The 26,120-nt window shown below is 76.0% G+C and carries 24 protein-coding genes; 17 read left to right on the top strand and 7 right to left on the bottom strand.

Annotation, left to right across the window (positions count from 1 at the left end; translation table 11 throughout):
• Positions 1–13 precede the first annotated feature (13 nt).
• Positions 14–724 carry a class I SAM-dependent methyltransferase gene (locus tag LY71_RS11615; RefSeq protein ID WP_106277547.1) on the top strand — a complete coding sequence of 237 codons (711 nt, stop codon included), beginning with the start codon at positions 14–16 and terminating at the stop codon, positions 722–724.
• A 69-nt stretch (positions 725–793) separates the two neighbouring features.
• Here the strand turns inward: LY71_RS11615 and LY71_RS11610 are convergent, their stop codons facing one another.
• A complete protein-coding gene (locus LY71_RS11610) occupies positions 794–1,567 on the bottom strand; it encodes a TetR/AcrR family transcriptional regulator (RefSeq protein WP_245887841.1) in 774 nt (257 codons plus the stop codon).
• 215 nt (positions 1,568–1,782) lie between these two features.
• Between LY71_RS11610 and steA the strand changes: the two genes are divergently transcribed.
• The 8 genes from steA to LY71_RS11570 are packed head-to-tail and all read left to right on the top strand — an operon-like array spanning position 1,783 to position 12,243.
• Complete coding sequence (steA, locus tag LY71_RS11605; RefSeq protein ID WP_245887840.1) at positions 1,783–2,919, top strand: putative cytokinetic ring protein SteA; 1,137 nt, start codon at positions 1,783–1,785, stop codon at positions 2,917–2,919.
• A complete protein-coding gene (locus LY71_RS11600; RefSeq protein ID WP_106277541.1) occupies positions 2,916–3,869 on the top strand; it encodes a copper transporter in 954 nt (317 codons plus the stop codon). The genes steA and LY71_RS11600 overlap by 4 nt, the downstream gene beginning before the upstream one ends.
• Positions 3,866–4,750 (top strand): hypothetical protein, encoded by an 885-nt coding sequence (locus tag LY71_RS11595; RefSeq protein ID WP_106277539.1) that lies wholly within the window; start codon positions 3,866–3,868, stop codon positions 4,748–4,750. Before LY71_RS11600 ends, LY71_RS11595 begins: the two co-directional genes overlap by 4 nt.
• Before the next feature lie 32 nt (positions 4,751–4,782).
• On the top strand, positions 4,783–6,396 hold the full coding sequence (gene murJ / locus LY71_RS11590; RefSeq protein WP_245887839.1) for a murein biosynthesis integral membrane protein MurJ: 1,614 nt from the start codon (positions 4,783–4,785) through the stop codon (positions 6,394–6,396).
• The gene (locus tag LY71_RS11585; RefSeq protein WP_211297283.1) at positions 6,389–7,546 is read left to right on the top strand and encodes a glycosyltransferase family 4 protein; all 1,158 of its coding nucleotides are present in this window, start codon (positions 6,389–6,391) and stop codon (positions 7,544–7,546) included. Before murJ ends, LY71_RS11585 begins: the two co-directional genes overlap by 8 nt.
• Positions 7,543–9,930, top strand: coding sequence for a hypothetical protein (locus LY71_RS11580; RefSeq protein ID WP_106277537.1), 2,388 nt, complete (start codon positions 7,543–7,545; stop codon positions 9,928–9,930). Before LY71_RS11585 ends, LY71_RS11580 begins: the two co-directional genes overlap by 4 nt.
• A complete protein-coding gene (locus LY71_RS11575; protein WP_425433027.1) occupies positions 9,875–11,641 on the top strand; it encodes a CTP synthase in 1,767 nt (588 codons plus the stop codon). The genes LY71_RS11580 and LY71_RS11575 overlap by 56 nt, the downstream gene beginning before the upstream one ends.
• 2 nt (positions 11,642–11,643) lie before the next feature.
• Positions 11,644–12,243 (top strand): NUDIX domain-containing protein, encoded by a 600-nt coding sequence (locus LY71_RS11570; RefSeq protein ID WP_106277533.1) that lies wholly within the window; start codon positions 11,644–11,646, stop codon positions 12,241–12,243.
• Positions 12,244–12,333: 90 nt separating this feature from the next.
• On the opposite strand, the gene LY71_RS11565 is transcribed toward LY71_RS11570, so the two are convergent.
• Positions 12,334–13,026 (bottom strand): hypothetical protein, encoded by a 693-nt coding sequence (locus LY71_RS11565; RefSeq protein WP_146146118.1) that lies wholly within the window; start codon positions 13,024–13,026, stop codon positions 12,334–12,336.
• A 48-nt stretch (positions 13,027–13,074) separates the two neighbouring features.
• Positions 13,075–13,731, bottom strand: coding sequence for a hypothetical protein (locus LY71_RS11560; RefSeq protein ID WP_106277529.1), 657 nt, complete (start codon positions 13,729–13,731; stop codon positions 13,075–13,077).
• Positions 13,732–13,901: 170 nt separating this feature from the next.
• Between LY71_RS11560 and ald the strand changes: the two genes are divergently transcribed.
• The 7 genes from ald (at position 13,902) to LY71_RS11525 (ending at position 20,247) form a co-directional block, all read left to right on the top strand.
• Entirely contained in the window at positions 13,902–15,017 is a 1,116-nt protein-coding gene (gene ald, locus LY71_RS11555) for an alanine dehydrogenase (RefSeq protein ID WP_106277526.1), read from the top strand.
• 32 nt (positions 15,018–15,049) lie between these two features.
• The gene (xerD, locus tag LY71_RS11550; protein WP_106277524.1) at positions 15,050–15,964 is read left to right on the top strand and encodes a site-specific tyrosine recombinase XerD; all 915 of its coding nucleotides are present in this window, start codon (positions 15,050–15,052) and stop codon (positions 15,962–15,964) included.
• A 199-nt stretch (positions 15,965–16,163) separates the two neighbouring features.
• Positions 16,164–17,072, top strand: a complete 909-nt coding sequence (locus tag LY71_RS11545; RefSeq protein ID WP_106277522.1) for a ParA family protein — start codon at positions 16,164–16,166, stop codon at positions 17,070–17,072.
• Entirely contained in the window at positions 17,069–17,581 is a 513-nt protein-coding gene (locus LY71_RS11540; RefSeq protein WP_106277519.1) for a hypothetical protein, read from the top strand. The genes LY71_RS11545 and LY71_RS11540 overlap by 4 nt, the downstream gene beginning before the upstream one ends.
• Positions 17,582–17,642: 61 nt before the next feature.
• A complete protein-coding gene (locus LY71_RS11535; protein WP_106277517.1) occupies positions 17,643–18,509 on the top strand; it encodes a segregation and condensation protein A in 867 nt (288 codons plus the stop codon).
• Entirely contained in the window at positions 18,506–19,342 is an 837-nt protein-coding gene (scpB, locus tag LY71_RS11530) for an SMC-Scp complex subunit ScpB (protein ID WP_106277515.1), read from the top strand. The genes LY71_RS11535 and scpB overlap by 4 nt, the downstream gene beginning before the upstream one ends.
• A gap of 56 nt (positions 19,343–19,398) precedes the next feature.
• Positions 19,399–20,247, top strand: a complete 849-nt coding sequence (locus LY71_RS11525; protein ID WP_106277513.1) for a pseudouridine synthase — start codon at positions 19,399–19,401, stop codon at positions 20,245–20,247.
• A 19-nt stretch (positions 20,248–20,266) separates the two neighbouring features.
• On the opposite strand, the gene LY71_RS11520 is transcribed toward LY71_RS11525, so the two are convergent.
• The 4 genes from LY71_RS11520 to LY71_RS11505 all read right to left on the bottom strand — a co-directional run bounded on the left by LY71_RS11520 (position 20,267) and on the right by LY71_RS11505 (position 24,641).
• The gene (locus LY71_RS11520; RefSeq protein WP_211297282.1) at positions 20,267–21,370 is read right to left on the bottom strand and encodes a LacI family DNA-binding transcriptional regulator; all 1,104 of its coding nucleotides are present in this window, start codon (positions 21,368–21,370) and stop codon (positions 20,267–20,269) included.
• A 134-nt stretch (positions 21,371–21,504) separates the two neighbouring features.
• Positions 21,505–22,341, bottom strand: coding sequence for a carbohydrate ABC transporter permease (locus LY71_RS11515; protein ID WP_106277612.1), 837 nt, complete (start codon positions 22,339–22,341; stop codon positions 21,505–21,507).
• A gap of 37 nt (positions 22,342–22,378) precedes the next feature.
• Complete coding sequence (locus LY71_RS11510; protein WP_211297281.1) at positions 22,379–23,224, bottom strand: carbohydrate ABC transporter permease; 846 nt, start codon at positions 23,222–23,224, stop codon at positions 22,379–22,381.
• 154 nt (positions 23,225–23,378) lie between these two features.
• Positions 23,379–24,641: an extracellular solute-binding protein gene (locus LY71_RS11505; protein ID WP_211297280.1), complete on the bottom strand. Its 1,263-nt coding sequence runs from the start codon at positions 24,639–24,641 to the stop codon at positions 23,379–23,381.
• Between the two features lie 189 nt (positions 24,642–24,830).
• Here LY71_RS11505 and LY71_RS11500 point away from each other — a divergent pair, with 189 nt between their 5' ends.
• On the top strand, positions 24,831–26,048 hold the full coding sequence (locus tag LY71_RS11500) for an endo-1,4-beta-xylanase (RefSeq protein ID WP_211297279.1): 1,218 nt from the start codon (positions 24,831–24,833) through the stop codon (positions 26,046–26,048).
• Positions 26,049–26,120 lie beyond the last annotated feature (72 nt).

The following is a 26,120-nucleotide window of genomic DNA, read 5'->3' as shown; positions in this document are numbered from 1 at the left end:
TCTGGAGTGGGCGATGAGCTGCTTCAGCTCGGCCGACGAGTCGGCGCACTACGGGTTCTCCGTGTGCATGCTGCTGCAGCAGTACCGCGAGCAGCTGGGCTGGGAGTCCGCTCCCGTCGTCGAGCTGGGTACCGGTGACGCCTCGGCGATCGCCGACGTGGTCGCGGGCCTGCCGGGGCTGCGCATCCACAGCTTCGACATCAGCGCCGACTCGGTGCAGCGGGCGCGGGCCAACATCGCCGAGCGCGGCGTGGCCGACCGCTACACCGTGGAGCTCGGCGACTTCTTCGACCAGGCCGACGCGGCCGGCGGCGAGCCGGTGACCACGGCGATCGCCAACCCGCCCTACATCCCCGCGCCCGACCGGGACATCCTCATGCCCGAGCTGTGGGGCGGCGTCCGCGGCAACGACCTCACGCTGCAGCTGCTCAAGGCCGGCTACGACAACGTGGTGACCGCCGTCGCCAGCTATGCCGACCCGGTCACCACCCTGTCCACGGCGGCCGACCTCGGCTACCGGGTGGTCAACTTCCTGGCCATGGGCCTGGACTACGGCCCCTACAGCAGCGAGCCCAAGGTGCGCGAGCACATCCGGCGGATCGTCGCAGAGGGCCGCGGGTGGGCCGGCGACGACGAGTACATGGTCGCCGTGGCCCTGTTCACCCGGGACCCGCGGATCCCCGGCGACCGCGCCGACCAGCTGCACCGCGCCCTCCAGCTCTGACGGTGCTGACCGGCCCCGCTGCAGGGGCCCGCGTCGAGCGGAGGGAGGTGCGGGGGGCAGCGGGGTCCATCACCAGCGGCGCTTGGCGTACCCGGCCAGCCCGAACTGCAGCAGCGACAGCCCGCGCCGCCCGGCGGTCCGCAGCTCCGCGGCCAGCTCCGGGCCGGTGACCCCGGCCAGCACCCGGTCGCGGGCGAGCTCGAGCAGCCGCCCGTAGAGCGCGGTCACCGCCGAGGCGGTCAGCTCGGGCTCCACCGCCCCGGCCGGCGCGCCGGTCTCCTCCCGGATCTGCGCGGCCAGCGCCGCGGTGAGCTCGCCGAGGATCTCCCGCTCGCGCACCTGCAGCGTCCGCGAGCCGCGCACCACCCGCGCCATCGCCGCCACGCCCTCGGCGGCCTCCGGCGCGCCCAACTGCGCCATGGCGCCGACCACGAAGGTCCCCGCGGCCGCGGCGGCGGACTCGCCGGCCGGGCGGCGGGCGACCGCGTCGAGCAGCGCCGCGCGCACCGGCGGGTCGGTGGACAGCACCAGCCCCTCCTTGACGGGGAAGTGGTTGAACACCGTCTTCTCCACCACCCCGGCGCGCTGGGCGATCTCGACCACGCTGACGGCGTCGAAGCCGCGCTCGGCGAACAGCTCGGCGGCCGTCTCGACGATCCGGTCGCGGGTCTCCAGCCGCCGCTGCTCGCGGACGCCGGCGCCGCGGCGCCGGCGGGGGGCCTTGGCCGCCGGGGCGGGCACGGCGCGCATGACCGGCGGGGCCGCCGGGACCGCCGCCCGCTCCCCGTCGGCGGCCCCGGGGGCGCTCGCCGGGACGCTGGCAGCTTCGGCCCCACGTGTCACGGCAGCGACGCTAGACAGCCCGCGTGGGTCCTCCGGCAGGACGGGTGGGGCAGGCGCGATCGGCGTGTCGCGCCGTCCGTGGTGTCGGACACCCTCCGTGACCAGCTCGTCGCCGATGCGCGTCGGAGGACGGACCGTCCCGCCCCGCGTGGGAGCATGCACCAATGCGCATCGGCACCCTGCGACGGAGCCGGGCCCAGGAGACCGAACCGGGGGTGAGCGGCACCGTCCGGCTGGACCGCCGCACCAAGAACCTCACCAAACGCCTGCGCCCCGGCGACATCGCCGTCATCGACCACGTCGACATCGACCGGGTCAGCGCCGACTCGCTGGTGGCCGCCCGGGTCGGCGCCGTGGTGAACGCGGCGCCGAGCATCTCCGGCCGCTACCCCAACCTCGGCCCCGAGATCCTCACCGCCGCCGGCATCCCGCTCGTCGACGGCGTGGGCAAGGAGGTGTTCGCCGCCCTCAAGGAGGGCGCGCACGTCCGGGTCGAGGGCGCCACCCTCTACGGCCCCGACGGCCGGGCGGTCGCCGAGGGCACCGAGCAGACGCCCGACACCGTTGCCGCCGCCATGGCCGAGGCCAAGGCCGGGCTGTCCACGCAGTTGGAGGCCTTCGCCACCAACACGATGGAGTACATGAAGCGCGAGCGCGCGCTGCTGCTCGACGGCGTCGGCGTCCCCGACGTGCAGACGCGGATCGAGGGCCGGCACGTGCTGGTCGTCGTCCGCGGGTACGACTACAAGGAGGACCTGCAGGCGCTGCGGTCCTACATCCGCGACTACCGGCCGGTGCTCGTCGGTGTCGACGGCGGCGCCGACGCGCTCGTGGAGGCCGGCTACTCGCCGGACATGATCATCGGTGACATGGACTCGGTCAGCGACCACGTCCTCAAGAGCGGCGCCGAGGTCGTCGTGCACGCCTACGCCGACGGCCGCGCGCCGGGGCTCAAGCGGGTGCAGGACCTCGGCGTGGACGCCATCACCTTCCCGGCCGCGGCCACCAGCGAGGACATCGCGATGCTGCTGGCCGACGAGAAGGGCGCCAAGCTCATCGTCGCCGTCGGCACGCACGCCACGCTGGTGGAGTTCCTCGACAAGGGCCGCGGCGGCATGGCCTCGACCTTCCTCACCCGGCTGCGGCTGGGCGGCAAGCTCGTCGACGCCAAGGGCGTCAGCCGGCTCTACCGCAGCCGCATCTCCGGCGTCGCGCTGGTCGTGCTCGTGATCGCGGCGCTGCTGGCCATCGTCGCCGCCGTGGCCGTCACCGCCGCCGGGCGCATCTACCTCGACCTGCTGGTCGACCAATGGGACAGCTTCGTGTTCTGGCTGGAGAACCTCTTCACGTGATCGACTTCCGCTACCACCTGGTCTCGCTGATCGCGGTCTTCCTCGCCATCGCCCTGGGCCTGGTGATCGGCGCGACGCAGCTGTCCGGGCCGCTGCTGGACAACCTGCAGGGCCAGGTCGCCTCGCTGCAGGAGGACAAGCGCGCGCTGGAGGACCAGACGCAGGGCCTGCAGGCGCAGGCCGACACCAGCAACGCCTTCGAGGCCGCCGTCGCCCCGGCCCTGGTCGCCGGCACGCTGACCGACCGCGAGGTGCTGCTGGTGCGCGCCTCCGAGGACGTCACCACCGACACCGTCGAGGAGGTCACCGCGATGGTGACCGCGGCCGGCGGCACGGTGAGCGGCCAGGTCACCGTCGAGCCCGAGTACGGCGACCCGGCCAGCGAGCCGGGGCTGCAGAGCTACGTCACCGGCCCGGGCCGCCCGACCGGCGTCACGCTGCCCGAGACCGACGACACCGGCCAGCTGGTCGGCGCGCTGCTGGCGCAGGTGCTCATGGTCCCCGCCGACCCGGCCGCGCCCGCGCCCGACACCGCCGCCGTCTCGACGGTGTTCGCCGGGCTGACCGCCCTCGACGTGCTGTCGCAGGACTCCGCGTCGGTGACCCCGGCCGACTTCGCCGTCGTGCTCACCGCGGGCGCACCGGACGGCGAGGACGCCGCCGACCGCACCGACACCCTGCTCGACCTGGTCACCGCCCTGGACGCCGCCGGCTCGGGGGCGGTCGTCGCCGGGGACCCCGCGTCGGCGGGGGAGAGCGGCCTCGTCGGCGTCATCCGCGCCGACCCCGAGGTGTCGGCGGCGGTCTCCACCGTGGACAACGTGGGCAGCCCGGCCGGCCAGATCAGCACCGTCCTGGCCCTGGGCCGCGAGGGCGAGGGCACCTCCGGCAAGTACGGCTCCGGCGAGGACACCCAGCCGGTGCCGCCGGTGCCCACCGCCACCCCGTGACCGCGCGTCCGGCCCTGCTCGCGCTGGCCGGGGCGGCGGCCGCCCGCGCCGGCCTGGCCGCGGCGGCCGCGCTCGACGCCCGCCCGGCCGGCGCGCCGTGGCGGCGGACCAACTACGCTGGCCGGCCGGTCACCCTGCTCGGCGGCCCGGCGCTGGCCGTCGCCGCCACCGCCGGTGCCGCGCTCGGCGCGCCGGCCGGCACCCGGGCCGCGGCCGTGGTCGCCGGCACGGTGTCGGGGCTGGTCGGCGGCTACGACGACCTCGCCGGAGCCCGGCCCGAGCAGGCCCGCGACAAGGGCCTGGCCGGGCACCTGGCGGCCCTGCGCGCGGGGCGGGTCTCGGCCGGCGCGGTGAAGGTCGCCGGCATCGGGGCCGCGGCCGCGGTCGCCGCCGTGCTCGTGGAGGACCCCGCTGCCCCCCACGCCTCGCGCCGCTCGGCCCGGGGCCCTGCAGTGGGGCCGTTCCATCGCCTCACCGTCGCCGACGCCGTGCTCACCACCGGCCTGGTCGCCGGCACCGCCAACCTGGTCAACCTGCTCGACCTGCGCCCCGGCCGCGCCGCCAAGGCCGGTGCCCTCGCCGCCGCGCTGACCGCGCGAGGCCCCGCGAGCGGCCTGGTCGCCGGGCCGCTGGGCGCCGCGCTCGCCGTGCTGCCCGACGACCTCGGCGAGCGGGTGATGCTCGGCGACGCAGGCGCCAACGCCCTCGGCGCGCTGCTGGGGCTGCGGCTGGCCGCCGTCGGCTCCCGCCCGGTCCGGACCGGGCTGCTGGCCGCGGTCACCGCGCTCACCCTGGCCAGCGAGCGGGTCAGCTTCACCCGCGTCATCGAGGCCACCCCGGGCCTGCGCGAGCTCGACCGGCTCGGCCGCCGCCCGGCGTGACCTCCGCGGGGCCGACCGTGTCGGGACGCCGGGTGGCCCAGGGCGTGGCCGGCGCCGCGGCGCTGATCGCCGTCCTCACCGTGCTGGCCCGCCTGGCCGGGTTCGGCCGCACGCTGGTATTCACCAACGCCGTCGGCGCCGACAGCACCGGTGACACCTACACCGCGGCCAACACCGTGCCCAACATCGTCTTCGAGGTGGTGGCCGGAGGGGCGCTGGCCTCGTTGGTGGTGCCGATGCTGGCCGGCGGCATCGCCGCCGGCGACCGCGAGCAGGTGCGCCGGACGGCGTCGGCGCTGCTGGGCTGGACGCTGCTGCTGCTCGTGCCGCTCGCGGTGCTGGTCGCCGTCCTCGCCGGGCCGATCGCGCGGCTGCTGCTGGGCGGTGGCGGCGAGGCCGAGGTCGACCTCGCCGCCCGCTTCCTGCTCGTCTTCGCGCCGCAGGTGGTCCTCTACGGCGTCGGCATCGTCCTCACCGGCATCCTGCAGGCGCACCGCCGCTTCGCCGGGCCCGCGATCGCGCCGCTGCTGTCCAGCCTCGTCGTGGCCGGCGCCTACGCGGCGTTCGCGCTGCTGGACGGCGCCCGCTCGGCCGCGGACCTCTCGACGCCGGCCGAGCTGGTCCTCGGGGTGGGCACGACGCTCGGGGTGGCCGCGCTGAGCCTGTCGCTGCTGGTGCCGCTGCGCCGGCTGCGGCTGGGCCTGCGCCCCTCGCTGCGCTTCCCGGTGGGCGCCGCGCCGCGAGTGCGCCGCCTCGCGCTCGCCGGGGTGCTCACGCTGGCCGGGCAGCAGCTGGTGGCCGCCGTGGCGATCCGGCTGGCCAGCTCCGGCGGCGCGCCCGACGGCACCCAGGTCGTCTACACCGCCGGGCTGACGCTGTTCCTCGTGCCGTGGGCCGCGCTCGCCGTGCCGCTGGCCACCTCGGCCTACCCGCTGCTCACCGAGCGGGCGGCCACCGGCGACGCGGCCGGCTACCGGCGGGCGCTGGCGCCGGTGACCGTGCTCGTCGTGGTCGCGAGCCTGGGAGCGGCCGCGGTGCTGGCCGCCGTCGCCGGGCCCATGGCGCGGGTGTTCCTGCTCGACGGCAGCGCGGCCGACGTCGCGGCGCTGCGCGACACGATCCTGGCCTTCGCGCCCGGGCTGGCGGGTTACGGGCTGGTCGCCGTCCTCACCCGGGCGCTGTACGCGCGCGGGCTGTGGCGGGCGCCGACGGCGTGCGTGCTCGGCGGCTGGCTGCTCGCCGTCGCCGCCGACGTGGCGCTGGCGGCGCTGGCACCCCCGGCCGACCGGGCGGCGGCCCTGGCCGCGGGGCACAGCCTCGGCGTGACCGTCGCGGGCCTGGCGCTGGTGGCGGTGACCGCCCGGGTGGCCGGCGCCGGCGGGCTGGCCGGGCTGGTGCGCTGCGGGCTGCCCGCGGTGCTCGCCGCAGCGCTCGGCGGGGCCGCCGGCCTGCTCGCCGCCCGTGCCCTGGACGCCGACCCGGTGCCCACCGGGTCGCTGCCCGCCACCGTGGGCAGCGGCCTGCTCGCCGCGGCGGCCGTGACCGCCGTGGCGGCGGCGGTCATGATGGTCACGGCGCGCCGGCCCCTGGCCGCGGCGGTGCGCGCCCTGCGGGCACCCGGCCGGACGGAGGTGGAGCGTGGCTGAGCCCCCCGCCGGGCCCGCGCCCCTGGCCGGCCGCCGGCTCGCGGAGGTGCTGGCCACCAGCACCGGCGGCGTCGGCACCCACCTGCGCTCGGTGCTGCCCGCCCTCGCCGACGCCGGCGCCGCGGTGACCGTCTGCGGTCCCGCCGCCACCGACGCTCTGTTCAGGTTCGCCGCGGCGGCCGCCTTCCGGCCGGTCGAGATCTCCGCCGGCCTCGACCCGGTCGCCGACGCCCGCGCCGTGCCGGCCCTGCGCCGGGCCACCGCCGGCGCCGACCTGGTGCACGCCCACGGCCTGCGCGCCGGGCTGGTCGCCGCCCTCGCGGTGCGCGCCGTCACCCGCCGGGCACCCCGCCGTCCGCTGGTGGTCACCCTGCACAACGCGCTGCCCGAGCGCTCCGGCCCGCTGCGCCGGCTGCTCGCGCAGGCCGAGCGGGCCACCGTCCGCGCCGCCGACGTCGTACTGGCCGCCTCCGGCGACCTCGCCGACAACGCCCGCCGCCTCGGCGCCCGCGACGTGCGGACGGCCCCGGTGTCGGCCCCCGCCCTGCCGCCCGCCCGGCGCGGCCGCGACGAGGTCCGCGCCGAGCTGGGGCTCCCCGACGGGCGGCCGCTGGTGCTCGCCGTCGGCCGGCTGCACCCGCAGAAGGGCTACGACGTCCTGCTCGACGCGGCGGAGACCTGGGCCACCGGGCCGCGGCCGCCCCTGGTCGCCATCGCCGGCGACGGCCCCCTGCAGGCCGACCTGGCCGCCCGCGTGCGCGACCGGCGGCTGCCCGTGGCGCTGCTCGGCCGCCGGACCGACGTCGCCGACCTGCTCGCCGCCGCCGACCTCGCCGTCCTGCCCTCGCGGTGGGAGGCCCGCTCGCTCACCGCGCAGGAGGCGCTGCGCACCGGCACGCCGCTGGTGGCCACCCGCACCGGCGGGCTGCCCGAGCTGCTCGGCGACGCCGCCGAGCTGGTCCCGCCCGGCGACGCCGCGGCCCTGGCCCGGGCGGTCGACGCGCTGCTGGCCGACCCCGCCCGCGCCGCCGCGCTGGCCGCCGCCGGACGCGAGCGGGCGGCCGGCTGGCCCGACGAGGCGGCCACCGCCCGCGCCCTCGTCGCCCTCTACCGCGAGCTGCTCGGCCCGCCGGGGACCCCGGCGCCATGAGGCGGGCCGTCCTGCTGCTGCTCGCCGTCCTGGCGCTGCTGGTCCCCGGCCTGCCCGGCGCCGCAGCCGCCGACGACGCGGCGGCGGACTGGCGGGCCGACCGGGTGCTCGTCGTCGGCGTGCCGGGCCTGCTGTGGAGCGACCTGGAGGCCGGGCGCACCCCGGCGCTGTGGGACCTGGCCGAGACCTCCCCGATGGGCGCGGTGTCGGTGCGGGCCGCCCGCTCCACCACCTGCCTGCTCGACGGCTGGGCCACCCTCGGCGCGGGCAACCGCGCCCGCTTCCCGTCGCCGGCCGAGGCGCTGCCGCAGGTGCCGGTGCCCACCGTCCCGCTGCCCGGCGAGGAGCCCGGCGGGGCCGAGGGGACCCCGACGCCGCAACCCGTCCCGGCCGGGCCGCCGGCCAGCCCCGAGCTGTCCTTCTGCGGGCTGCAGGAGCGGCTGGCCGAGGCCGGGCTGGCCGACCCGCTCACCGCGGTGCGCGCCGTCGCGGAGGACCGCGCCACGGCCCGCTTCGGCGCCGAGCCCGCCGTGCTCGGGGAGGCCGTCGGGTGCGCCACCGTCGTCGGCCGCGCCCCGGTGGTGGCCGCGGCCGCGCCGGGCGTGGGCCTGAACCGGCAGGAGCAGCTGCCGGGCGACCCGGCGGCGGTCGCCGCGCTGCTCGAGCCCTGCCCGCTGACGCTGGTCTCCCTCGACGGCCTGGTGGACGCCGGCGTGCCGGCCGACGGCAGCGAGACCGGCACCGAGCCGCGGTCGCGGGAGGCCGCCCTCGTCGACGTCGACGCCGCGGTGGGCGTGCTGCGCGCCGCGGTCGCCACGCTGCCCGGCGACACCCTGCTGCTCCTGCAGGGCGTCTCCGAGGTCAACGACGGCCGCCCCCAGCTGCACGTGGGCCTGGCCTCCGGCCCGGGCTTCACCGGGCCGGGCTGGCTGACGTCGGCCAGCACCGGCCGGGCGCCCTACACCCAGCTCATCGACGTCGCGCCCACCGCGCTGCGCGCGCTGGGCCTCGAGCGGCCGGCCTCGGTCAACGGCCAGCCGCTGACGGTCACCGGCGAGCACCCCGGCACCGCCGAGGCCGTGGCCGCCCTGGTGCGCGCCAACACCGCCGCGGTCACCCACCACCGCAGCACCGGCACGTTCTTCGCCGCGCTGGTGGCCGTCGACGCCGCCGTCGTCGCGTTCGGCCTGCTCGTCCTCGGCTTCCGCCGCGGGGCGCCGGTGCGGCCCTCCCGCGCGCGGCTGCGCCCCGTGCTGCACCTCGCCGCGCTGGCCGCCGCCGCGCTGCCGGTGGCCACCTACCTCGCCGGGCTGGTGCCCTGGGAGCGCGCCGGGTCGCCCCGGTGGGCGCTGGCCGGCGCGGTGCTGCTGGCCGACGCCGCGGTGCTCGCGCCGGCGGTGCTGGGGCCCTGGCGGGGCCGGCGGCTGGGTCCGCTGCTCGCCGTCCTCGGGGTCACGGTGGCCACCCTGGCCGGCGACGTGCTCACCGGCTCCCGGCTGGAGCTCGACGGCCTGCTCGGCTACGACCCGATCGTCGCCGGCCGGTTCACCGGGTACGGCAACCTCACCGCGGGCCTGCTGGCCGGCGCGGCGCTGCCGGCCACCGCCGCGCTGGCCACCGCCGCGGGGCGGCGCGCCGGGCGGGGGAGGGACGACGGCGGACGGCGGCAGCGGCGGACCACCGGGGCCGTCGTCCTGGCCGCGGGCGCGGTGACCGTCGTGCTGGTCGGCACGCCGGGCCTGGGCCGCGACTTCGGCGGGGTGCTGGCCCTGCTGCCCGGGTTCCTGCTGCTGGCCATGCTGCTCACCGGGGTGCGGGTGACCGTGGTGCGGATGGGCGCGGTGCTGGCGGCGGGGGTGCTCACCGTCGGCACGCTCGCCGTCCTCGACTGGCTGCGCCCCGCCGACGAGCGCAGCCACCTGGGCCGCTTCGTCGAGCAGCTGCTCACCGGCGAGGCGTGGACGGTGGTCAGCCGCAAGGCGCAGGCCAACGTCGACATCCTGCTCGGCAGCTCGCTGTCGTGGGTGCTGCCGGTGGCGCTGGTGGCCGCCGTGTGGCTGGTCCGCCGCGGTGGCTCCCGTCGCGCCGGTCTGCGCGGCGCCGGGCCGGGGCTGCTGCGCGCCGGCGGCTCCGGGTTGCGCCCCGCGGACGCCGCCGTGCTGCGCGCCGGGCTGCTGGCCGCGGCCCTGAGCCTGGCCCTCGGCGCTGCGGTCAACGACTCCGGTGTGGCGCTGCCGGCGACGGCGGCCGCGCTGCTCGTGCCGCTGCTGGTGGCCCTCGCCGCCCGGGCGCCGTGGCCGGAGACGGACGTCGCCGCACACGGCCGGGGTGAGGGGGACGACCGTGTTACGGTGGGTTCCCGTGGGTCGACCTGGAACACGTGATCGCGGGCTCCTCCACAACCCCCAGCCGACGAAGTTCGTCTTCGTCACCGGTGGGGTTGTCTCCTCTCTCGGCAAGGGCCTGACGGCCAGCTCCCTCGGGGCCTTGCTGTCCAGCCGTGGCCTGCGGGTCACCATGCAGAAGCTGGACCCTTACCTCAACGTCGACCCCGGGACGATGAACCCGTTCCAGCACGGCGAGGTCTTCGTCACCGAGGACGGCGCCGAGACCGACCTCGACATCGGCCACTACGAGCGGTTCCTCGACACCGACCTGTCGGGCCGGTCGAACGTGACCACCGGCCAGGTCTACTCCGACGTGATCGCCAAGGAGCGGCGCGGGGAGTACCTCGGCGACACCGTGCAGGTCATCCCGCACATCACCAACGAGATCAAGGCCCGCATCCTGGCCGCGGCGGAGACCGGCACGGCCGACGACGAGCCGGTCGACGTCGTCATCACCGAGATCGGCGGCACCGTCGGCGACATCGAGTCGCTGCCCTTCCTCGAGGCCGCCCGGCAGGTGCGCCACGAGATCGGCCGCGACAACGTCTTCTTCCTGCACATCTCGCTGGTGCCCTACATCGCGCCGTCGGGGGAGCTGAAGACCAAGCCGACGCAGCACTCGGTCGCCGCGCTGCGCAACATCGGCATCCAGCCCGACGCGCTGGTCTGCCGCGCCGACCGCGAGATCGGCACCTCGATGAAGCGCAAGATCAGCCTGATGTGCGACGTCGACGCCGAGGGCGTCATCTCCTGCCCCGACGCGCCGTCGATCTACGACATCCCCAAGGTGCTGCACCGCGAGGGCCTCGACGCCTACGTCGTCCGCCGGCTGGGCCTGCCCTTCCGCGACGTCGACTGGACCGTGTGGGGCGACCTGCTCGACCGCGTGCACCGGCCGAAGCAGACGGTGACCATCGCGCTGGTCGGCAAGTACGTCGACCTGCCCGACGCCTACCTGTCGGTCAGCGAGGCGCTGCGCGCCGGCGGGTTCGCCCACCGCAGCCGGGTGCAGATCCGCTGGGTGCCCTCCGACGACTGCCAGACCCCCGAGGGCGCGGCCGCCGCGCTCGGCGACGTCGACGGCGTGTGCATCCCGGGCGGCTTCGGCGTGCGCGGCATCGAGGGCAAGCTCGGCGCCATCCGCTACAGCCGCACCAACGGCATCCCGACGCTGGGCCTGTGCCTGGGCCTGCAGTGCATGGTCATCGAGTACGCGCGCGACGTCGCCGGCCTCGAGGGCGCCAACTCCGCGGAGTTCGACCCCGACACCGCCGACCCGGTGATCGCCACGATGGCCACCCAGGTCGACGTCATCGCCGGCGAGCGCGGGCTGGGCGGCACCATGCGGCTGGGCAGCTACCCCGCGGCGCTGCAGAAGGGCTCGCAGGCCGCGGCGGCCTACGGCTCGACGGAGGTCACCGAGCGCCACCGCCACCGCTACGAGGTGGCCAACGCCTACCGCGAGCGGCTCGGCGAGGCCGGCCTGGTGTTCAGCGGCACCTCGCCCGACGGCCTGCTCGTCGAGTTCGCCGAGCTGCCCCGCGACGTGCACCCGTTCTTCGTGGGCACCCAGGCGCACCCGGAGCTCAAGAGCCGCCCCACCCGGCCGCACCCCCTGTTCGCCGCGTTCGTGCAGGCGGCCATCGAGCGGCAGGAGTCCGCCCGGCTGCCGGTGCCGCTCGAGGAAGCCGAGAAGGTCGGGATCTGACCGTGAGCGAGCCGGCCGCCGAGGGCGACTACCGGGTGCTGGGCACCGAGACCGTCTACGAGGGCCGGGTCATCACCCTGGTCCGCGACACCGTGGCCATGCCCGGCGGCGGGGACAGCGTGCGCGAGGTGGTCCGCCACCCGGGCGCGGTCGCCGTCGTGGCGCTCGACGACCACGGCAACGTCGTCCTGCTGCGGCAGTACCGGCACCCGGTGGGCGGCTACCTGTGGGAGCTGCCCGCCGGCCTGCGCGACGCCGACGGCGAGCCGCCCCTGGAGACTGCCAAGCGGGAGCTGGCCGAGGAGGTGCGCATGGCCGCCGAGCGGTGGTCGCTGCTCACCACGACGTTCTCCACGCCCGGCTTCTGCGACGAGCTGGTGCTGGTCTACCTCGCCGAGGGCCTGTCCGACGTCGACCGGCCCGAGGGCTTCACCGTCGAGCACGAGGAGCTCGACATGACCGTGGAGCTGGTGCCGCTGGCCGACGCGGTGCAGCGGGTGTTCGACGGCGCGATCCGCAACTCCGCCGCCGTCGTCGGGCTGCTCGCCGCCGCCCAGCACCGCGCCGCCGGCACGCGGCTGCGCCCCGTCGACGCCACCTGAGGTCCCCGGCCCCTGCGCGAGATCGGCGCTCTCGTGGCCATCAGCGGCTGATGGCCACGAGAGCGCCGATCTCGCGCGGGAGAGGCCGCCTCAGGGGATGACGACGGGGCTGGACCAGCCGACCTGCTCGTACTCGGTGACGCCGGTGTCGGCGTCGAGGACGAGCTCCTCGAGCCAGAAGACGTAGGGGACGCCGCCGCTGAGCCCGCCGAGGGTGGCGGTCACCGCGCCGCAGTCGCCGCGCTGGCCGACGGTCACCTCCGGCGGGGCCGGCTGCGGGCCGGACACCAGCTGCTGGCTGACCGCCGTCACCCGGTAGCCCTGCACGTCGTCGCGGCCGTCGGCCTGCCAGCTCACCGTGGCCGACCCCGGTCCGGGCACCACGCCCGGGGGGACCTGCCGGACGCCGCCGTACCCGCCGCACTGCGCCGGCGGCGGCGTGGTCTCCAGCGGCTGCCCGCGGGGCACCATCGGGGTGGGCAGCTCGACCTCCAGCCGGCGTGGCGCGGGGACGGCGAGCACCGGGGTGTCGACCGCCCGGTCGGGCACGCCGGTGGCGGCCCCGGGCGACCGGACCACCGGTGCCGGCCTCGGTCCGTCGGCGGTCCCGGCGTCGCGGAACGGCGCCCAGGAGGCGGTGACCTGCGCGGCGATCTCGGTCGCGGGCGCCGAGAGCACGACCAGGCCGACCGCCGTGGCCACCAGCGCCCGCCCGGCCACGCCGCCGGCGGACGGCCCGCGCCGGACCGGTCGCCGCGCCGTGCCGCGTCTCGTCCGTCCCATCCCCACCTCCCGCCGCGCAGCAGGACATCGGCACGGACGGTGCCCGGCTCAACCCGAGCGCGACGGCGCCGTGGCGCCCGGGCCGGGGTCGGGCAGCCGCAGTCCCAGCCGGCCGGCCTCCAGCGCGGCCAGCGCCCGCACCGCCGCGGGGTCACCGGCCCGCCAGGCCGCGCCGGTGCCCGGGGGCAGCGCGGCCAGCCGGGGCAGGGGAGCGGTGGCGACGGCGCGTGCCGCCAGCAGCTCGAGGTCCGACGGGCCGCCCGACATCCGCGACACCGCCGAGGCCTCCCGCACCCAGCGCAGCCGCCAGGGCAGCCACCGCGCCAGCAGCCACCCGACCGGCAGCACCACCAGCACGACGGCGAGCACGGTGGCCAGGGTGCCGACGGCGTCCTGCGCGGCCTGCCCGGCGCCGCTGACCGACCCCGCGGCGTCGCCGAGGGCGTCGAACGGCGTGGACAGCTCGTCGCCGACCACCGGCACGTCCTCCGCGGCCGACGCCGCCGAGCCCATGCTGTCGGCGACGGAGCTGCCGAGGTCCTCCACCGCCCGGCCCGGCTCGGCCAGCACCAGCACCGCCCCGTGCACCACCCGGGCCACGACCACCCACAGCACGAGCCAGGCCAGCACGCCGACGTCGGCGAGGACCTGGCCGAGGCGCCGGTCGGGACGGGCGGCGTACAGGCGCGGCGCAGTCAGGGGCATGGGGGGTGCTTCCTCCTCCTGGGGGATGACCCGGCCATCGTCGACGCTCCACCGGGGTGCGGCAGCGCGGGAGCTGGCTAGGGTCCGGGTGTGGGCTCCCTCACCCGGGAGCGGACGACAGGCGCGGCGCCGACGACCTCGGCCCGGCCGCGGAGACGGGAGCGAGATCCATGCAGGTCGGGGTGCCCCGAGAGGTCAAGAACAGGGAGTACCGGGTGGCGCTGACCCCGGCCGGGGTCACCGAGCTGACCCGCGCCGGGCACACGGTGCTCGTCGAGCGGGGCGCGGGGGAGGGCAGCTCCATCCCCGACGGCGACTACGTGGCCGCCGGCGCGCGGATCGTCGGGTCCGCCGACGACGTGTGGGCCGACGCCGACCTGCTGCTCAAGGTCAAGGAGCCGGTCGAGGAGGAGTACGGCCGGCTGCGCTCCGGGCAGACCCTGTTCACCTACCTGCACCTGGCCGCCTCCCGCCCCTGCACCGAGGCGCTGGTCGCCTCCGGCACCACCGCGATCGCCTACGAGACGGTGCAGACGGCCGACGGGGCGCTGCCGCTGCTGGCGCCGATGAGCGAGGTCGCCGGGCGGATGGCGCCTCAGGTCGGCGCGCACAGCCTGGAGCGGGCGCACGGCGGCCGCGGGGTGCTGCTCGGCGGCGTGTCGGGGGTCTACGCGGCCAAGGTCGTCGTCATCGGCGCCGGGGTGTCGGGGATGAACGCCGCGGCGATCGCGCTGGGCATGCAGGCCGAGGTCGTCGTCCTCGACCGGGACATCGACAAGCTGCGCGCCGCCGACCGCATCTACCAGGGGCACCTGCAGACGGTGGCCTCCAACTCCTACGAGGTGGAGCGGGCGGTGCTCGACGCCGACCTGGTGATCGGCGCGGTGCTGGTGCCCGGCGCCAAGGCCCCCACGCTGGTGAGCAACGACCTGGTCAAGCGGATGAAGCCCGGCTCGGTGCTGGTGGACATCGCCGTCGACCAGGGCGGCTGCTTCGAGGACACCCGGCCCACGACACACGACGAGCCGACCTTCCGCGTGCACGAGTCGGTGTTCTACTGCGTGGCGAACATGCCCGGCGCCGTCCCGAACACCTCCACGCACGCCCTGACCAACGTGACGCTGCCCTACGTCATGGCCCTGGCCACCCAGGGGACGCGGGCGGCGGTCACCGCCGACCCGGCCCTGGCCCACGGGGTCAACGTCGTCGGCGGGCACGTGGTGCTGCCCGAGGTGGCGGAGGCGCACGGGATGGAAGCCGTGCCCTGGGAGGAGCTGCTGTCCTGACCGCCACCCTGCCGGGACCCGTCGTCGAGCGCGTGGTCACCGGCTACCTCGACCACCTCGCCGTCGAGCGCGGCCTGGCCGCCAACACCATCTCCTCCTACCGCCGCGACCTGCGCCGCTACACCCGGTTCCTGGCCGACGCCGGCGTCCGGGATCTGTCGGAGGTGGCCGAGAGCGACGTCTCGGGGTTCCTCGCCGCGCTGCGCGCCGGGGACGACGAGCACCCGCCGCTGTCGGCCACCTCGGCGGCGCGCGCGGTGGTCGCCGTCCGCGGGCTGCACCGCTTCGCGCTGCTCGACGGGCTGGTGCCCGGCGACGTCGCCGCCGAGGTCCGCCCGCCGGCGCCGGCGCGGCGGCTGCCCAAGGCGATCCCGGTCGAGGAGGTGGTCGCGCTCATCGAGGCCGCCGGGTCGCTCGAGGGGCCGCGGGGACTGCGCGACCGGGCGCTGCTGGAGGTCCTCTACGGCACCGGCGCGCGCATCTCCGAGGCCGTGGGCCTGGCCGTCGACGACCTCGACCGCGGCCAGTCGGTGGTGCGGCTGGCCGGCAAGGGCGGCAAGCAGCGCATCGTGCCGGTGGGCAGCTACGCGCTGCGCGCCGTCGAGGAGTACCTGGTGCGCGCCCGGCCCGCTCTCGCCACGGCCGGCCGGGGCGGGGTCCGCGGCGGGCGGCTGTTCCTCAACGCCCGCGGCGGGTCGCTGTCGCGGCAGAGCGCCTGGGCGATCCTGCGGACGGCTGCCGAGCGGGCGGGGATCACCGCCGAGGTCTCCCCGCACACCCTGCGGCACTCCTTCGCCACGCACCTGCTCGACGGCGGCGCCGACGTCCGGGTGGTGCAGGAGCTGCTCGGCCACGCGTCGGTGACGACCACGCAGGTCTACACGCTGGTCACGGTGGACAAGCTGCGCGAGGTCTACGCCAGCAGCCACCCGCGCGCGCTGAGCTGACGACGGGCCGCCCTTCGGGCTGGCAGCTCTTGCCCAGCCTGATGGGGCCGCCGGCCGATAACGCGGGCAACAGTCGCCAGCACCGGCGTGTCCTCCCGCCGGTCGGGCAGGAGTCTCCCTACCGTCGGGGGCGACCCGAGCGGACAGGACGCTGCTCGCGCCGGCATCGCCGGCAGGGGAACCGGAGGAAGGGCGACTCATGGCGATCCGAGGGGACGCGGCCGGCCAGGCCCTCGTGCTCCCGGCCGAGAGCGGCACCGAGATGGGGGCCGCCGCCTCGAAGCTGGACCCGGCCCGCGCGCGGCAGCGCCGGCTCCCGGAGCCCCCGCCCCTGGAGCGGCACGGCCCGGCGCGGGTCATCGCGATGTGCAACCAGAAGGGCGGCGTCGGCAAGACGACGTCGACGATCAACCTGGGCGCCTCGCTGGTGGAGTACGGCCGCCGCGTGCTGCTGGTCGACCTCGACCCGCAGGGGGCGCTGTCGGTCGGCCTCGGCGTCCCGGCCCAGCAGCTGGACCGCACGATCTACAACGCGCTCATGGAGCGGCGGACGACGCTGGCCGACGTCCGGGTGGGCACCGACGTGCCCGGCCTGGACCTGGTGCCCAGCAACATCGACCTGTCGGCCGCCGAGGTGCAGCTGGTCAGCGAGGTCGCCCGCGAGCAGACGCTGCTGCGCGCGCTGGCCGACGTCCGCGACGAGTACGACTACGTCCTCATCGACTGCCAGCCCTCGCTGGGCCTGCTGACCGTCAACGCGCTCACCGCGGCCGACGGCGTGGTCATCCCGCTGGAGTGCGAGTTCTTCTCGCTGCGCGGGGTGGCGCTGCTGGTCGACACGATCGACAAGGTCAAGGAGCGGCTCAACCCGTCGCTGGAGATCGACGGCATCCTCGCCACGATGTACGACTCCCGGACCGTGCACTGCCGCGAGGTGTTCAGCCGGGTGGTCGAGGCCTTCGGCGACACCGTCTTCCGGACCGTCATCCAGCGCACCGTCCGCTTCCCGGAGACCACCGTCGCCGGCCAGCCCATCACCACCTGGGCGCCGACCTCCTCGGGCGCGGCCGCCTACCGCGACCTGGCCAAGGAGGTCATCTCCCTGTGACACGTCGTCCGGTCCTGCCCGGTGCCGCCGAGCTGTTCCGGCGCACCGACGGGCCCGCCGGTGCCGAGGTCACCGAGCTGCCCGACCTGGCCGCGGCCAGCCGGTCACCGGCGCTGCGCGGTGCGGCCCGCCGCCCGGCCGAGCCCGAGCCGGTCGAGGAGCCGGCGACCGGCACCGGCCTGACGCTGGTGCCCGGCGGCGCGGGCGCCGACCCGCTGGCCGCCTACCGGGCGCCCGCCGTCCCGGCGCCGTCCGCGCCCGGTGCCCGCACCCGCGGCAAGGCCGCGCGTCCGGCCGGCGGCGCACGCCAGCGGCACGACGAGAAGATCACCGTCTACATCTCCGCCGAGGAGCTGCTCGCGCTGGAGAGCGCTCGGCTGTCGCTGCGCGCCGAGCACGGCGTGGCGGCCGACCGCGGCCGGATCGTGCGCGAGGCGGTCGCCGTCCTGCTCGCCGACCTCGCCGACAACGGCGACTCGTCGGTGCTGGTCCGGCGCCTCCGCGGATAGCACCCGACACCCGCGCGCGGGTGTCGGGATCTGTCGGGGGTCGGACGTAGCCTTGCGGTCCGTGAGCGGTGTGGCGCAGGCGGTGGCGACGGCGGAGCGTGTCGCCGACGACGCGCCGTCGACCCGGTTCACGGTCCGGCTCACCAACTTCGAGGGCCCGTTCGACCTGCTGCTGCAGCTGATCGGCCGCCACCAGCTCGACGTCACCGAGATCGCGCTGTCGGTGGTCACCGACGAGTTCATCGCCCACCTGCGGGCGCTCGGCGACGAGCTCGACCTCGACCAGGCCAGCGAGTTCCTCGTCGTCGCCTCCACGCTGCTCGACCTCAAGGCCGCCCGGCTGCTGCCGGCCGCCGAGGTCGAGGACGAGGAGGACCTCGAGCTGCTCGAGGCCCGCGACCTGCTCTTCGCCCGGCTGCTGCAGTACCGCGCCTACAAGCAGGCCGCGGCGTTCCTGCGCGAGCGGGAGACGGTCGCCGCCGGCCGCCACCCGCGCGTCGCGCCGCTGGAGCCGCGCTTCGCCGGGCTGGTGCCCGAGGTGCTGCTCGGCGTCACGCCCGAGCGCTTCGCCGCGCTGGCGGCCAGGGCGCTGACGCCCCGGGAGCCGCCGACGGTCGGCGTCCGGCACCTGCACGCGCCGCCGGTGAGCGTCGCCGAGCAGCTGCTGACGCTGCGCGGTGCCCTGTTCGGAGCCGGCACGCTCACCTTCCGGGCGCTGACCGGCGACTGCTCCTCGACCCTGGAGGTCGTCGCCCGCTTCCTCGCGCTGCTCGAGCTCTACCGGCAGCAGCGGGTCACCTTCACCCAGCCGACGCCCCTGGGGGAGCTGCACGTGCGGTGGACCGGCCCGGCCACCGTCGCCGCCGTCGGCGACCTCGGCGGGGCGGGCCCCCGGGACGGCGAGGCCGGCGAGCGGGCCGCGTCGTGACCGGCCCGCAGGAGCCCGCGCCGGAGCGGGCGCCGATCAGCTGGGAGGCGCTGGCCGCCGAGCTGGAGGCCACGCGGGAGGAGTCCGCCGGCCGCGCCGACGCCGACCCGGCCGTCTGGGACGCCGTCGCCGCCGAGCTCGCCGCCCGGGTGGCCGAGCGCCCGTCCGCGGCCCCGGCGGAGCCGCCGCCGCTGCCCGACGATGCCCTGCCGGGCGGGCCGCTGCCCGACGAACCGCAGGCCGCGCTCTTCCCGCTGCCCGAGCCGGAGCCGGAGGCCGACCTCGACCCCGTCGAGCTGCGCGGCGGCCTGGAGGCGCTGCTGTTCGTCGCCGACGGGCCGGTGGACGAGGCGACCCTGGCCGGTGCGCTGCGGGTGCCGCCGTCCCGGGTGCACGACGCGCTCGCCGACCTCGCCGCCGAGCACGACGCCCGCCGGTCGGGCGTGACGCTGCGCCGGGTGGGGGAGGGCTGGCGGCTCTACACCCGCGAGGAGTTCGCGCCGGTCGTGGAGCGGCACCTGGCCGAGGGGCAGCGCGCCCGGCTGACCCAGGCGGCGCTGGAGACCCTCGCCGTCATCGCCTACCGGCAGCCGGTGACCCGCGCGCGGGTGTCGGCCATCCGCGGCGTCGGCGTCGACGGCGTCATGCGCACCCTGCTGGCGCGCGGCCTGGTGGCCGAGGTGGGCACCGACCCCGACAGCGGTGGCGGCCTCTACGGCACCACGCCGCTGTTCCTCGAGCGGCTGGGGCTGGCGAGCCTGGAGGAGCTGCCCCCGCTCGCGCCGCTGCTGCCCGACGCGGCCGCCGTGGCGCGGGAGACCGCGGAGGGCTGAGCGCCCCGCCGTCGGCGCCGACCGGTGGCCGCCGGCCAGGTGGGAGACTGGAGGCGATGGACACCGCAGCGCACCCCGACGAGCTCCCCGCCACCCCCGGCGGTGAGGGCTGGTCGGCCGACATGGAGCTCGCCCCGGCCCACCCCGGCGACCGCGAGCCCGCCCCCGTCTCCGAGGACCGCCAGGGGGAGCGGCTGCAGAAGGTGCTCGCCCGCGCCGGCGTCGGCTCCCGCCGCGTCTGCGAGGACATGATCGACCGCGGCCGGATCAGCGTGAACGGCAGGACCGTCACGGTGCAGGGCATGCGGGTCGACCCCGCGACGGACAAGATCGCCGTCGACGGGGCGCGCATCGAGCTGCGCGACGACCGCGTCACCTATGCGGTCAACAAGCCCCCGGGCGTGCTCACCGCGATGAGCGACGACCGCGACCGGCCCACGATCGGCGACATGGTCGGCGACCTCGCGCCCGGGCTGGTGCACGTGGGCCGGCTCGACCAGGACACCGAGGGCCTGCTGCTGGTCACCAACGACGGCGAGCTCGCCCACCGGCTGGCCCACCCCTCCTACGGGGTGAAGAAGACCTACCTGGCGCAGGTGTCGGGCTCGGTGTCGCGCGAGGTGCACCGCAAGCTGCGCGGCGGCGTGGAGCTCGAGGACGGCCCGGTGAAGGTCGACTCGTTCCGGGTGGTCGACACCCACGCCGGGCAGTCGGTGGTCGAGGTCGTGCTGCACGAGGGCCGCAAGCACATCGTGCGCCGGCTGCTGGCCGCCGTCGGCCTGCCGGTGTCCCGGCTGACCCGCACCGCGGTCGGCCCGGTGTCGCTGCAGCGGATGCGCAGCGGCTCCATCCGGCGGCTGACCCGCCAGGAGGTCGGGGCGCTCGAGGAGCTCGTCGGGCTCTGAGGCAGGACCTGCGGACCGGTCAGGACGCCCGGTCCGGCGGGGCCGTGGACGCCCGCGGGCGGAAGGACGTCGCCAGGGTGCGGTGCTCCTCGGCCAGCTCCTCGCCGGAGATGAGGGCCAGCAGCATCTCCGCGGCCTGCCTGCCCATCTGCCGGATCGGCTGCTGCACCGTGGTCAGCGGGGGATCGGCGAGCGCGGACTCGGGGATGTCGTCGAAGCCCACGACCGAGAGCTGACGCGGCACGTCCAGGCCGAGCTCGGCCGCGACCTCCAGGGTCGCCAGCGCCGACAGGTCGTTCGCCGCGAAGACCGCGGTCGGCGGGGACGGGTGCGCGAGCAGCTCGCGGGCCGCCTCGCGGGCGAGCTCCGGGTCGAAGCCGCCGGACCGCACCAGTGCCCCGTCCACGGGCAGCCCGGCGGCGCCGAGCGCCTCGCAGTAGCCCTGCTGCCGCTGCTGCGCGGACAGCAGGTCCGCGCGACCCGTGATCATGCCGATGCGGGTGTGCCCCAGCCCGATCAGGTGCTCGACGCCGAGCCGGGCGCCCTGCAGGTTGTCGGCGGCGACCGAGGGCAGTCCGGTGGGACCGGTGTGCGGGTCGACCGCCACCACCGGCCCGTCGGCCTGCACGTCGGTCACGGTCGGCGTGACGAGGACGGCGCCGTCGACGAGGCTGCCCATCAACCGGGTCAGCGACCGGCGCTCCCAGCCCACCCGGGCCTCGACGTGCCCGCCGGCGGAGTAGGCGATCAGCTCGTAGCCGGAGCCGTGGATCCCGTCGGCGACCCCCTTGAGGACCTCGGTGCTGAAGGGCTCGAAGTCCATGACGAGCACGCCGACGACGTTGGTCCGGCGGTTGCGCAGGCTCCGCGCGACGAGGCTCGCCTCGTAGCCGAGCCGCTCGATGACCCGGGTGACGTGGTCGACGGTCGCGGTGGACACGCCGTACCGCCCGTTGAGCACCTTCGACACCGTGGAGATCGAGACGCCGGCCTCGGCGGCCACCTGCTGCATCGTCACCCGGCCACGGGGGGACGGCAGCGGGAGGTGCCCGGCCGGGGTCCCGTCGGCCGGTCCCAGCACGGGGCCCGGGCCGACGTCGTCCCTCGGGGCATCGAGTGCCATGGCTCCTCTTCTCGGTCGGGCCCCCGGTGGTCACCCTGCCAGAGGAGGGGGCTGCGCTGTCCAGGAGATCGGCGCCGGGGAGCCGGGCCGGAGCCGGCCCCCGGCGCCTCCTCCGGGCGGGTGCGGGGCCCGGCTCAGCCCTTGACCGCTCCCTGGAGCCCGCTGACGATGCGCCGCTGCATGGCGAGGAACAGCATGAGCGCGGGGATCATCGCGATGGTCGTGAACGCCAGCACCCCGGCGGTGTCGGCCGAGTGCTCGGTCGAGTAGTCGGCCACGCCCAGCGGCAGGGTGCGCATGTCGCCCTGCAGCAGGAGCAGCGGGAGCAGGTAGGCGTTCCAGGACGCGACGAAGGCGAGGACGCCGACCGTGACCAGCCCGGGCATCGACAGGGGCAGCGCCATCCGCCAGAAGATGCCGATCCGGGAGGCGCCGTCGATCATCGCGGCCTCCTCGACCTCCTTGGGCAACGCCATCAGGAAGGGCCGCAGGATCACCACCGTCGTCGGCAGCGCGAACGCCGCCTGCGGCAGGGCGATGCCCCACCAGGTGTTGCCGAGCTGCAGGTCGCGGGTCACCAGGATGAACAGCGGCACGATCGCCACGGCCGCCGGGAAGAGCAGCCCCAGGACGAAGACCAGGAACAGCGGTTCCCGGAACCGGAACTGGTAGCGCGCCAGGGGGTAGGCGGCCATCACGCCGGCGAGCACCGCCACCACGGTGGTGATCAGGGCGACCACCGTCGAGTTCAGCGCGTAGCGCCAGAACTCCGGGTTGCCGAGGACGCCCTCGTAGTTGCGCAGCAGCCACGGGTCGGGCAGCCCGGCGGGGTCGCGCGCCAGCTGCTCGTTGCTGCGGAAGCCGCCCAGCGCGCCGTAGAGCACCGGCCCGAGCGTGAGCGCCACGACCGCGAGCGCCACCAGGTAGACCAGCGGGCCACCCCGCCCGTACGTCCTCGCCCGTCCTGCCATCACCGGGCCCTCCTCTCGTGTGTCGTCCGCACCGGGGTCACGCGTCCTTGGTGTCGCGGCGCAGCACCAGGAACTGGTAGGCGACGGCCATCGCGAAACCGATCAGGAACAGCACGACGGACGCGGCTCCGGCGATCCCGAAGTTGCTCCGCTGCGTGCCCTGGCTGACGAGGTAGGTCGCCATCGTGGTCGTCGCGTTCGCCGGCCCGCCGCCGGTGAGGATCCAGACCATGTCGAACAGCTGCAGCGACCCGATCATGGACAGGAAGACCCAGGTCCGGATCGTGGGCGCGAGCAGCGGGACCGCGATGCGGCGCTGGACCTGCCACCACGAGGCGCCGTCGAGCTGGGCGGCCTCGTGGAGCTCGTCGGGGACGCCCTGCAGCCCGGCCAGGAAGAGCAGCACGGCCAGGCCGAGGTACTTCCAGGTGAGCACGACGAAGACCGTGACCAGGGCCAGGTCGGGGGTGCCGAGGAAGCCCTGCTCGGGGACCGGGAAGCCCACCGACGTCAGCATGGTCTCGAGGAGGCCGGACCGCGGCTGCAGCAGCTGGAACCACACGACGCCGGCGATCACCTCGGCGAGGACGTACGGGACGAAGATGATCGTCCGCAGCAGGCCCCGGCCCCGGATGCGGCGGTTGAGCAGCAGCGCCAGCGCCAGCCCCAGCGGCAGCTGCACCAGGATCGAGGCGAAGACGATGATGAAGTTGTGCACCACGGCGTCGGTGAAGACGTCGTCGGCCAGCACGCGGACGTAGTTCTGCAGGCCGACGAAGTCCACCATCGGGCCGAAGCCCTTCCAGCGGTAGAACGACATCCGGGCCGCGGAGAAGACCGGGTAGACGACGAAGAGAGCCATCAGCGCCAGGGCCGGCGCCACGAAGAAGAGGATCTCCAGGCGCTTCCGGGTCCTGTCACGACCGGGGCGGCCGGTCCCGCCGGACCGGCCGGTCACCCGGCGCGCGTCCGCGCGCCGGGTGACCGCTGCCCCCGGGTCTGCCGCCGTCACGGCGCCCTGGGAGGTCATCGTCGGATCACTGCTCCTGGTCGGCGGCCTGCTGGGTCTGGTCCACGATGTCCTGCGGCGTCGCCTCGCCGGCGAACTGCAGCGCGATCGCGTCGTTCATCGCACCGCCGACGGACGCCCCGAACGCGGTGTCGAAGTACAGCTGGACGTAGGGCGCCGCGTCGCGGACCTCGAGCAGCTGGGCGAGCGCCGGGTCGGAGACCGACCCCGAGGCGGCGGGGTTCGTCGGCAGACCCATGTCGTTCTCGGCGAAGCCCGTCTGCACCTCGTCGGAGAGCAGGTACTTCACCAGGTCGACCGCCGCGTCCGGGGCCTCCTGCGCGACGGCCCACGCGTCGCCACCACCGAGCTGCGCCTGGGGGTCACCCTCGCCGCCCTCGACCGCCGGGAACGGGAACCAGCCGGTCTTGGCGCCGAGGCCCTGGCCGTCCTCGGTGAGGCCCTGCATGACGCCGGGCTCCCAGTGGCCGGTCAGCTCCATGGCGACCTGCCCGGTCGCGAGCAGGCCGGAGGCCGAGGTGGCACCCTCCTGCGCCGGCGTCGTCAGGAAGCCGGGGTTGAAGGGCTCGGTGTCGATCAGCGTCTGGACCTCCTCACCCGCCTGGACGAAGCACGGGTCGGTGAAGTCGAGGCTGGTGACCGCATCGGTCAGCACGTCCTCGGAGCAGGCGCGCACCGCCGCGTAGTACCAGTAGTGGGCGGCGGGCCACTTGTCGCCGGCACCCAGCGAGATCGGCGTGATGCCGGCGCCCTTGAGGGTCTCGATGGCGGCGGTCAGCTCCTCCATCGTGGCCGGCGGTGCGGTGATGCCCGCCTGCTGGAAGAGCTCGGTGTTGTACCAGAAGCCGACGACGCCGACGGAGAACGGCAGCGCGTAGGTCTGGTCCTCGACCTGCCAGCCGGCCACCGAGCCGCCGATCTTGTCGATCTCCTCCGACGCGTCCTCGGACAGGTCGCGGACGAGGCCGGCCTCCACGTGGTCGGCGAGCTCACCGCCGCCGCGCTCCATGTAGACGTCCGGCACGTCGCCGCTCTGGAACGCGGCCTCGAGCTTGTCGACCATGTCCTCGTGCGCCATGGCGACGACCTCGACGGTCACGCCCGGGTTGGCGGCCTCGAAGTCCGCCGCCACCTGCTCGTAGTAGCCCTTGCCCGGCTCGTTGTTCGAGTTGTGCCACCAGGTGATCGTGTTGTCGTCGCCTCCCGACGCGCTGCTGTCGCCACCGCCACAGGCAGTGGCCGTCAGCAGCACCGCGCTGCTGCACAGCACCGAGAGAGCTGCTCGCCCCGTACGCCGCATGTCTGACCCCTTCGTCCTTCCGCACGCCGCGGTGGCGTGGAACACATTTGAAGAAGGTGGCAGCAAGGACTTGCGCTGTCAATCGTTGTCGATAACGATTTCGGAGTGACCTGCTCCACATCGCCCGCCTCCGTCCGCTGTCTCGACGGCACGCTGACCGTGCGCTCCGCCGACGGCTCGCCCTGTGCCGACACGGACGTGGTGGTCCGCCAGGTGCGCCACGACGTCGCCTTCGGCAACATCGGCTTCGACTTCGTGGGGCTGGCCAACGAGGAGCAGGGCGGATCCCGCGAGAACGTCTTCGGCGGTGCCGACCCCGAGGCGGCCGAGCGGCTCGAGCACCTGTGGCTCGACCTGTTCAACACCGCCACCCTCCCGTTCTACTGGGCCGGCTTCGAGCCGGTGCAGGGGCAGCCCGACACCCGGCGCCTGCAGGCCGCGGCCGCGTGGTTCCGCGACCGGGGCGTGTCCGTCAAGGGCCACCCGCTCGTCTGGCACACGCTCGCCCCCGACTGGCTGCGGGAGCGCCCCGACTCCGAGGTCGAGGAGGTCGTGCGGGCCCGGGTCCGGCGGGAGGTCACGTCCTTCGCGGGGCTCGTCGACACCTGGGACGCGATCAACGAGGTCGTCATCATGCCGGTCTTCGCGAACGAGGACCGGCAGAACGCGATCACCCGGCTCTGCCGCCGCATCGGCCGCATCCCGACCATCCGCCTGGCCTTCGAGGAGGCGCGCGCGGCCGACCCCACGACGACCCTGGTCCTCAACGACTTCAACCTGTCGACGGCGTACGAGTGCCTGATCGAGGGCGTCCTCGAGGCCGGCGTGCAGGTGGACGCCATCGGACTGCAGAGCCACATGCACCAGGGCTACTGGGGCGAGGAGCGGACGCAGGAGGTCCTGGAGCGGTTCGCCCGCTACGGCCTGCCGCTGCACTGGACCGAGACGACGCTGGTGTCCGGGGACCTGATGCCGCCGGAGATCGTGGACCTCAACGACCACCGGGTCGACGAGTGGCCCTCCACGCCGGAGGGCGAGGAGCGGCAGGCCGACGAGATCGTCCGCCACTACCGGACGCTGATGTCCTCCCCCGCGGTCGAGGCCGTGACCTACTGGGGGATCACCGACCGGGGGGCCTGGCTGGGCGCCCCCGCCGGGCTGGTGCGCGCCGACGGCACGCCCAAGCCGGCCTACGACGCCCTCCGCGGCCTCGTCAAGGGCGAGTGGTGGCTGCCGCCCACCCGGCTGCGGACCGACGGCCAGGGCCGGGTCCCCGTGCGCGGGTGGGCCGGCGAGTACGCGGTGTCGGCCGGGGACCGCTCCGCCTCCTGGGCGCTGCGGCCCGACGCGCCGCTGCCGGAGGTCACCCTGGCCTGAGCGCCGCGCCGACGGCGCGGCACCGCACCTCCCGCGACACCCCCCGCGACGTACCACCACGCACCACCACAC

The organism is Geodermatophilus tzadiensis, assembly GCF_003002915.1.
GTDB lineage: Bacteria > Actinomycetota > Actinomycetes > Mycobacteriales > Geodermatophilaceae > Geodermatophilus > Geodermatophilus tzadiensis.
The sequence above is the reverse complement of the archived record's forward strand: the minus strand, read 5'-3'. Positions and strand labels throughout refer to the sequence as shown.

Coding starts and splice junctions, on each gene's coding strand:
- LY71_RS11560 (WP_106277529.1), bottom strand. CDS start 13,731: ATGCCCCTGACTGCGCCGCGCCTGTACGCCGCCCGTCCCGACCGGCGC.
- LY71_RS11615 (WP_106277547.1), top strand. CDS start 14: ATGAGCTGCTTCAGCTCGGCCGACGAGTCGGCGCACTACGGGTTCTCC.
- LY71_RS11525 (WP_106277513.1), top strand. CDS start 19,399: ATGGACACCGCAGCGCACCCCGACGAGCTCCCCGCCACCCCCGGCGGT.
- LY71_RS11515 (WP_106277612.1), bottom strand. CDS start 22,341: ATGGCAGGACGGGCGAGGACGTACGGGCGGGGTGGCCCGCTGGTCTAC.
- LY71_RS11580 (WP_106277537.1), top strand. CDS start 7,543: ATGAGGCGGGCCGTCCTGCTGCTGCTCGCCGTCCTGGCGCTGCTGGTC.
- LY71_RS11520 (WP_211297282.1), bottom strand. CDS start 21,370: ATGGCACTCGATGCCCCGAGGGACGACGTCGGCCCGGGCCCCGTGCTG.
- LY71_RS11545 (WP_106277522.1), top strand. CDS start 16,164: ATGGCGATCCGAGGGGACGCGGCCGGCCAGGCCCTCGTGCTCCCGGCC.
- ald (WP_106277526.1), top strand. CDS start 13,902: ATGCAGGTCGGGGTGCCCCGAGAGGTCAAGAACAGGGAGTACCGGGTG.
- LY71_RS11565 (WP_146146118.1), bottom strand. CDS start 13,026: ATGGGACGGACGAGACGCGGCACGGCGCGGCGACCGGTCCGGCGCGGG.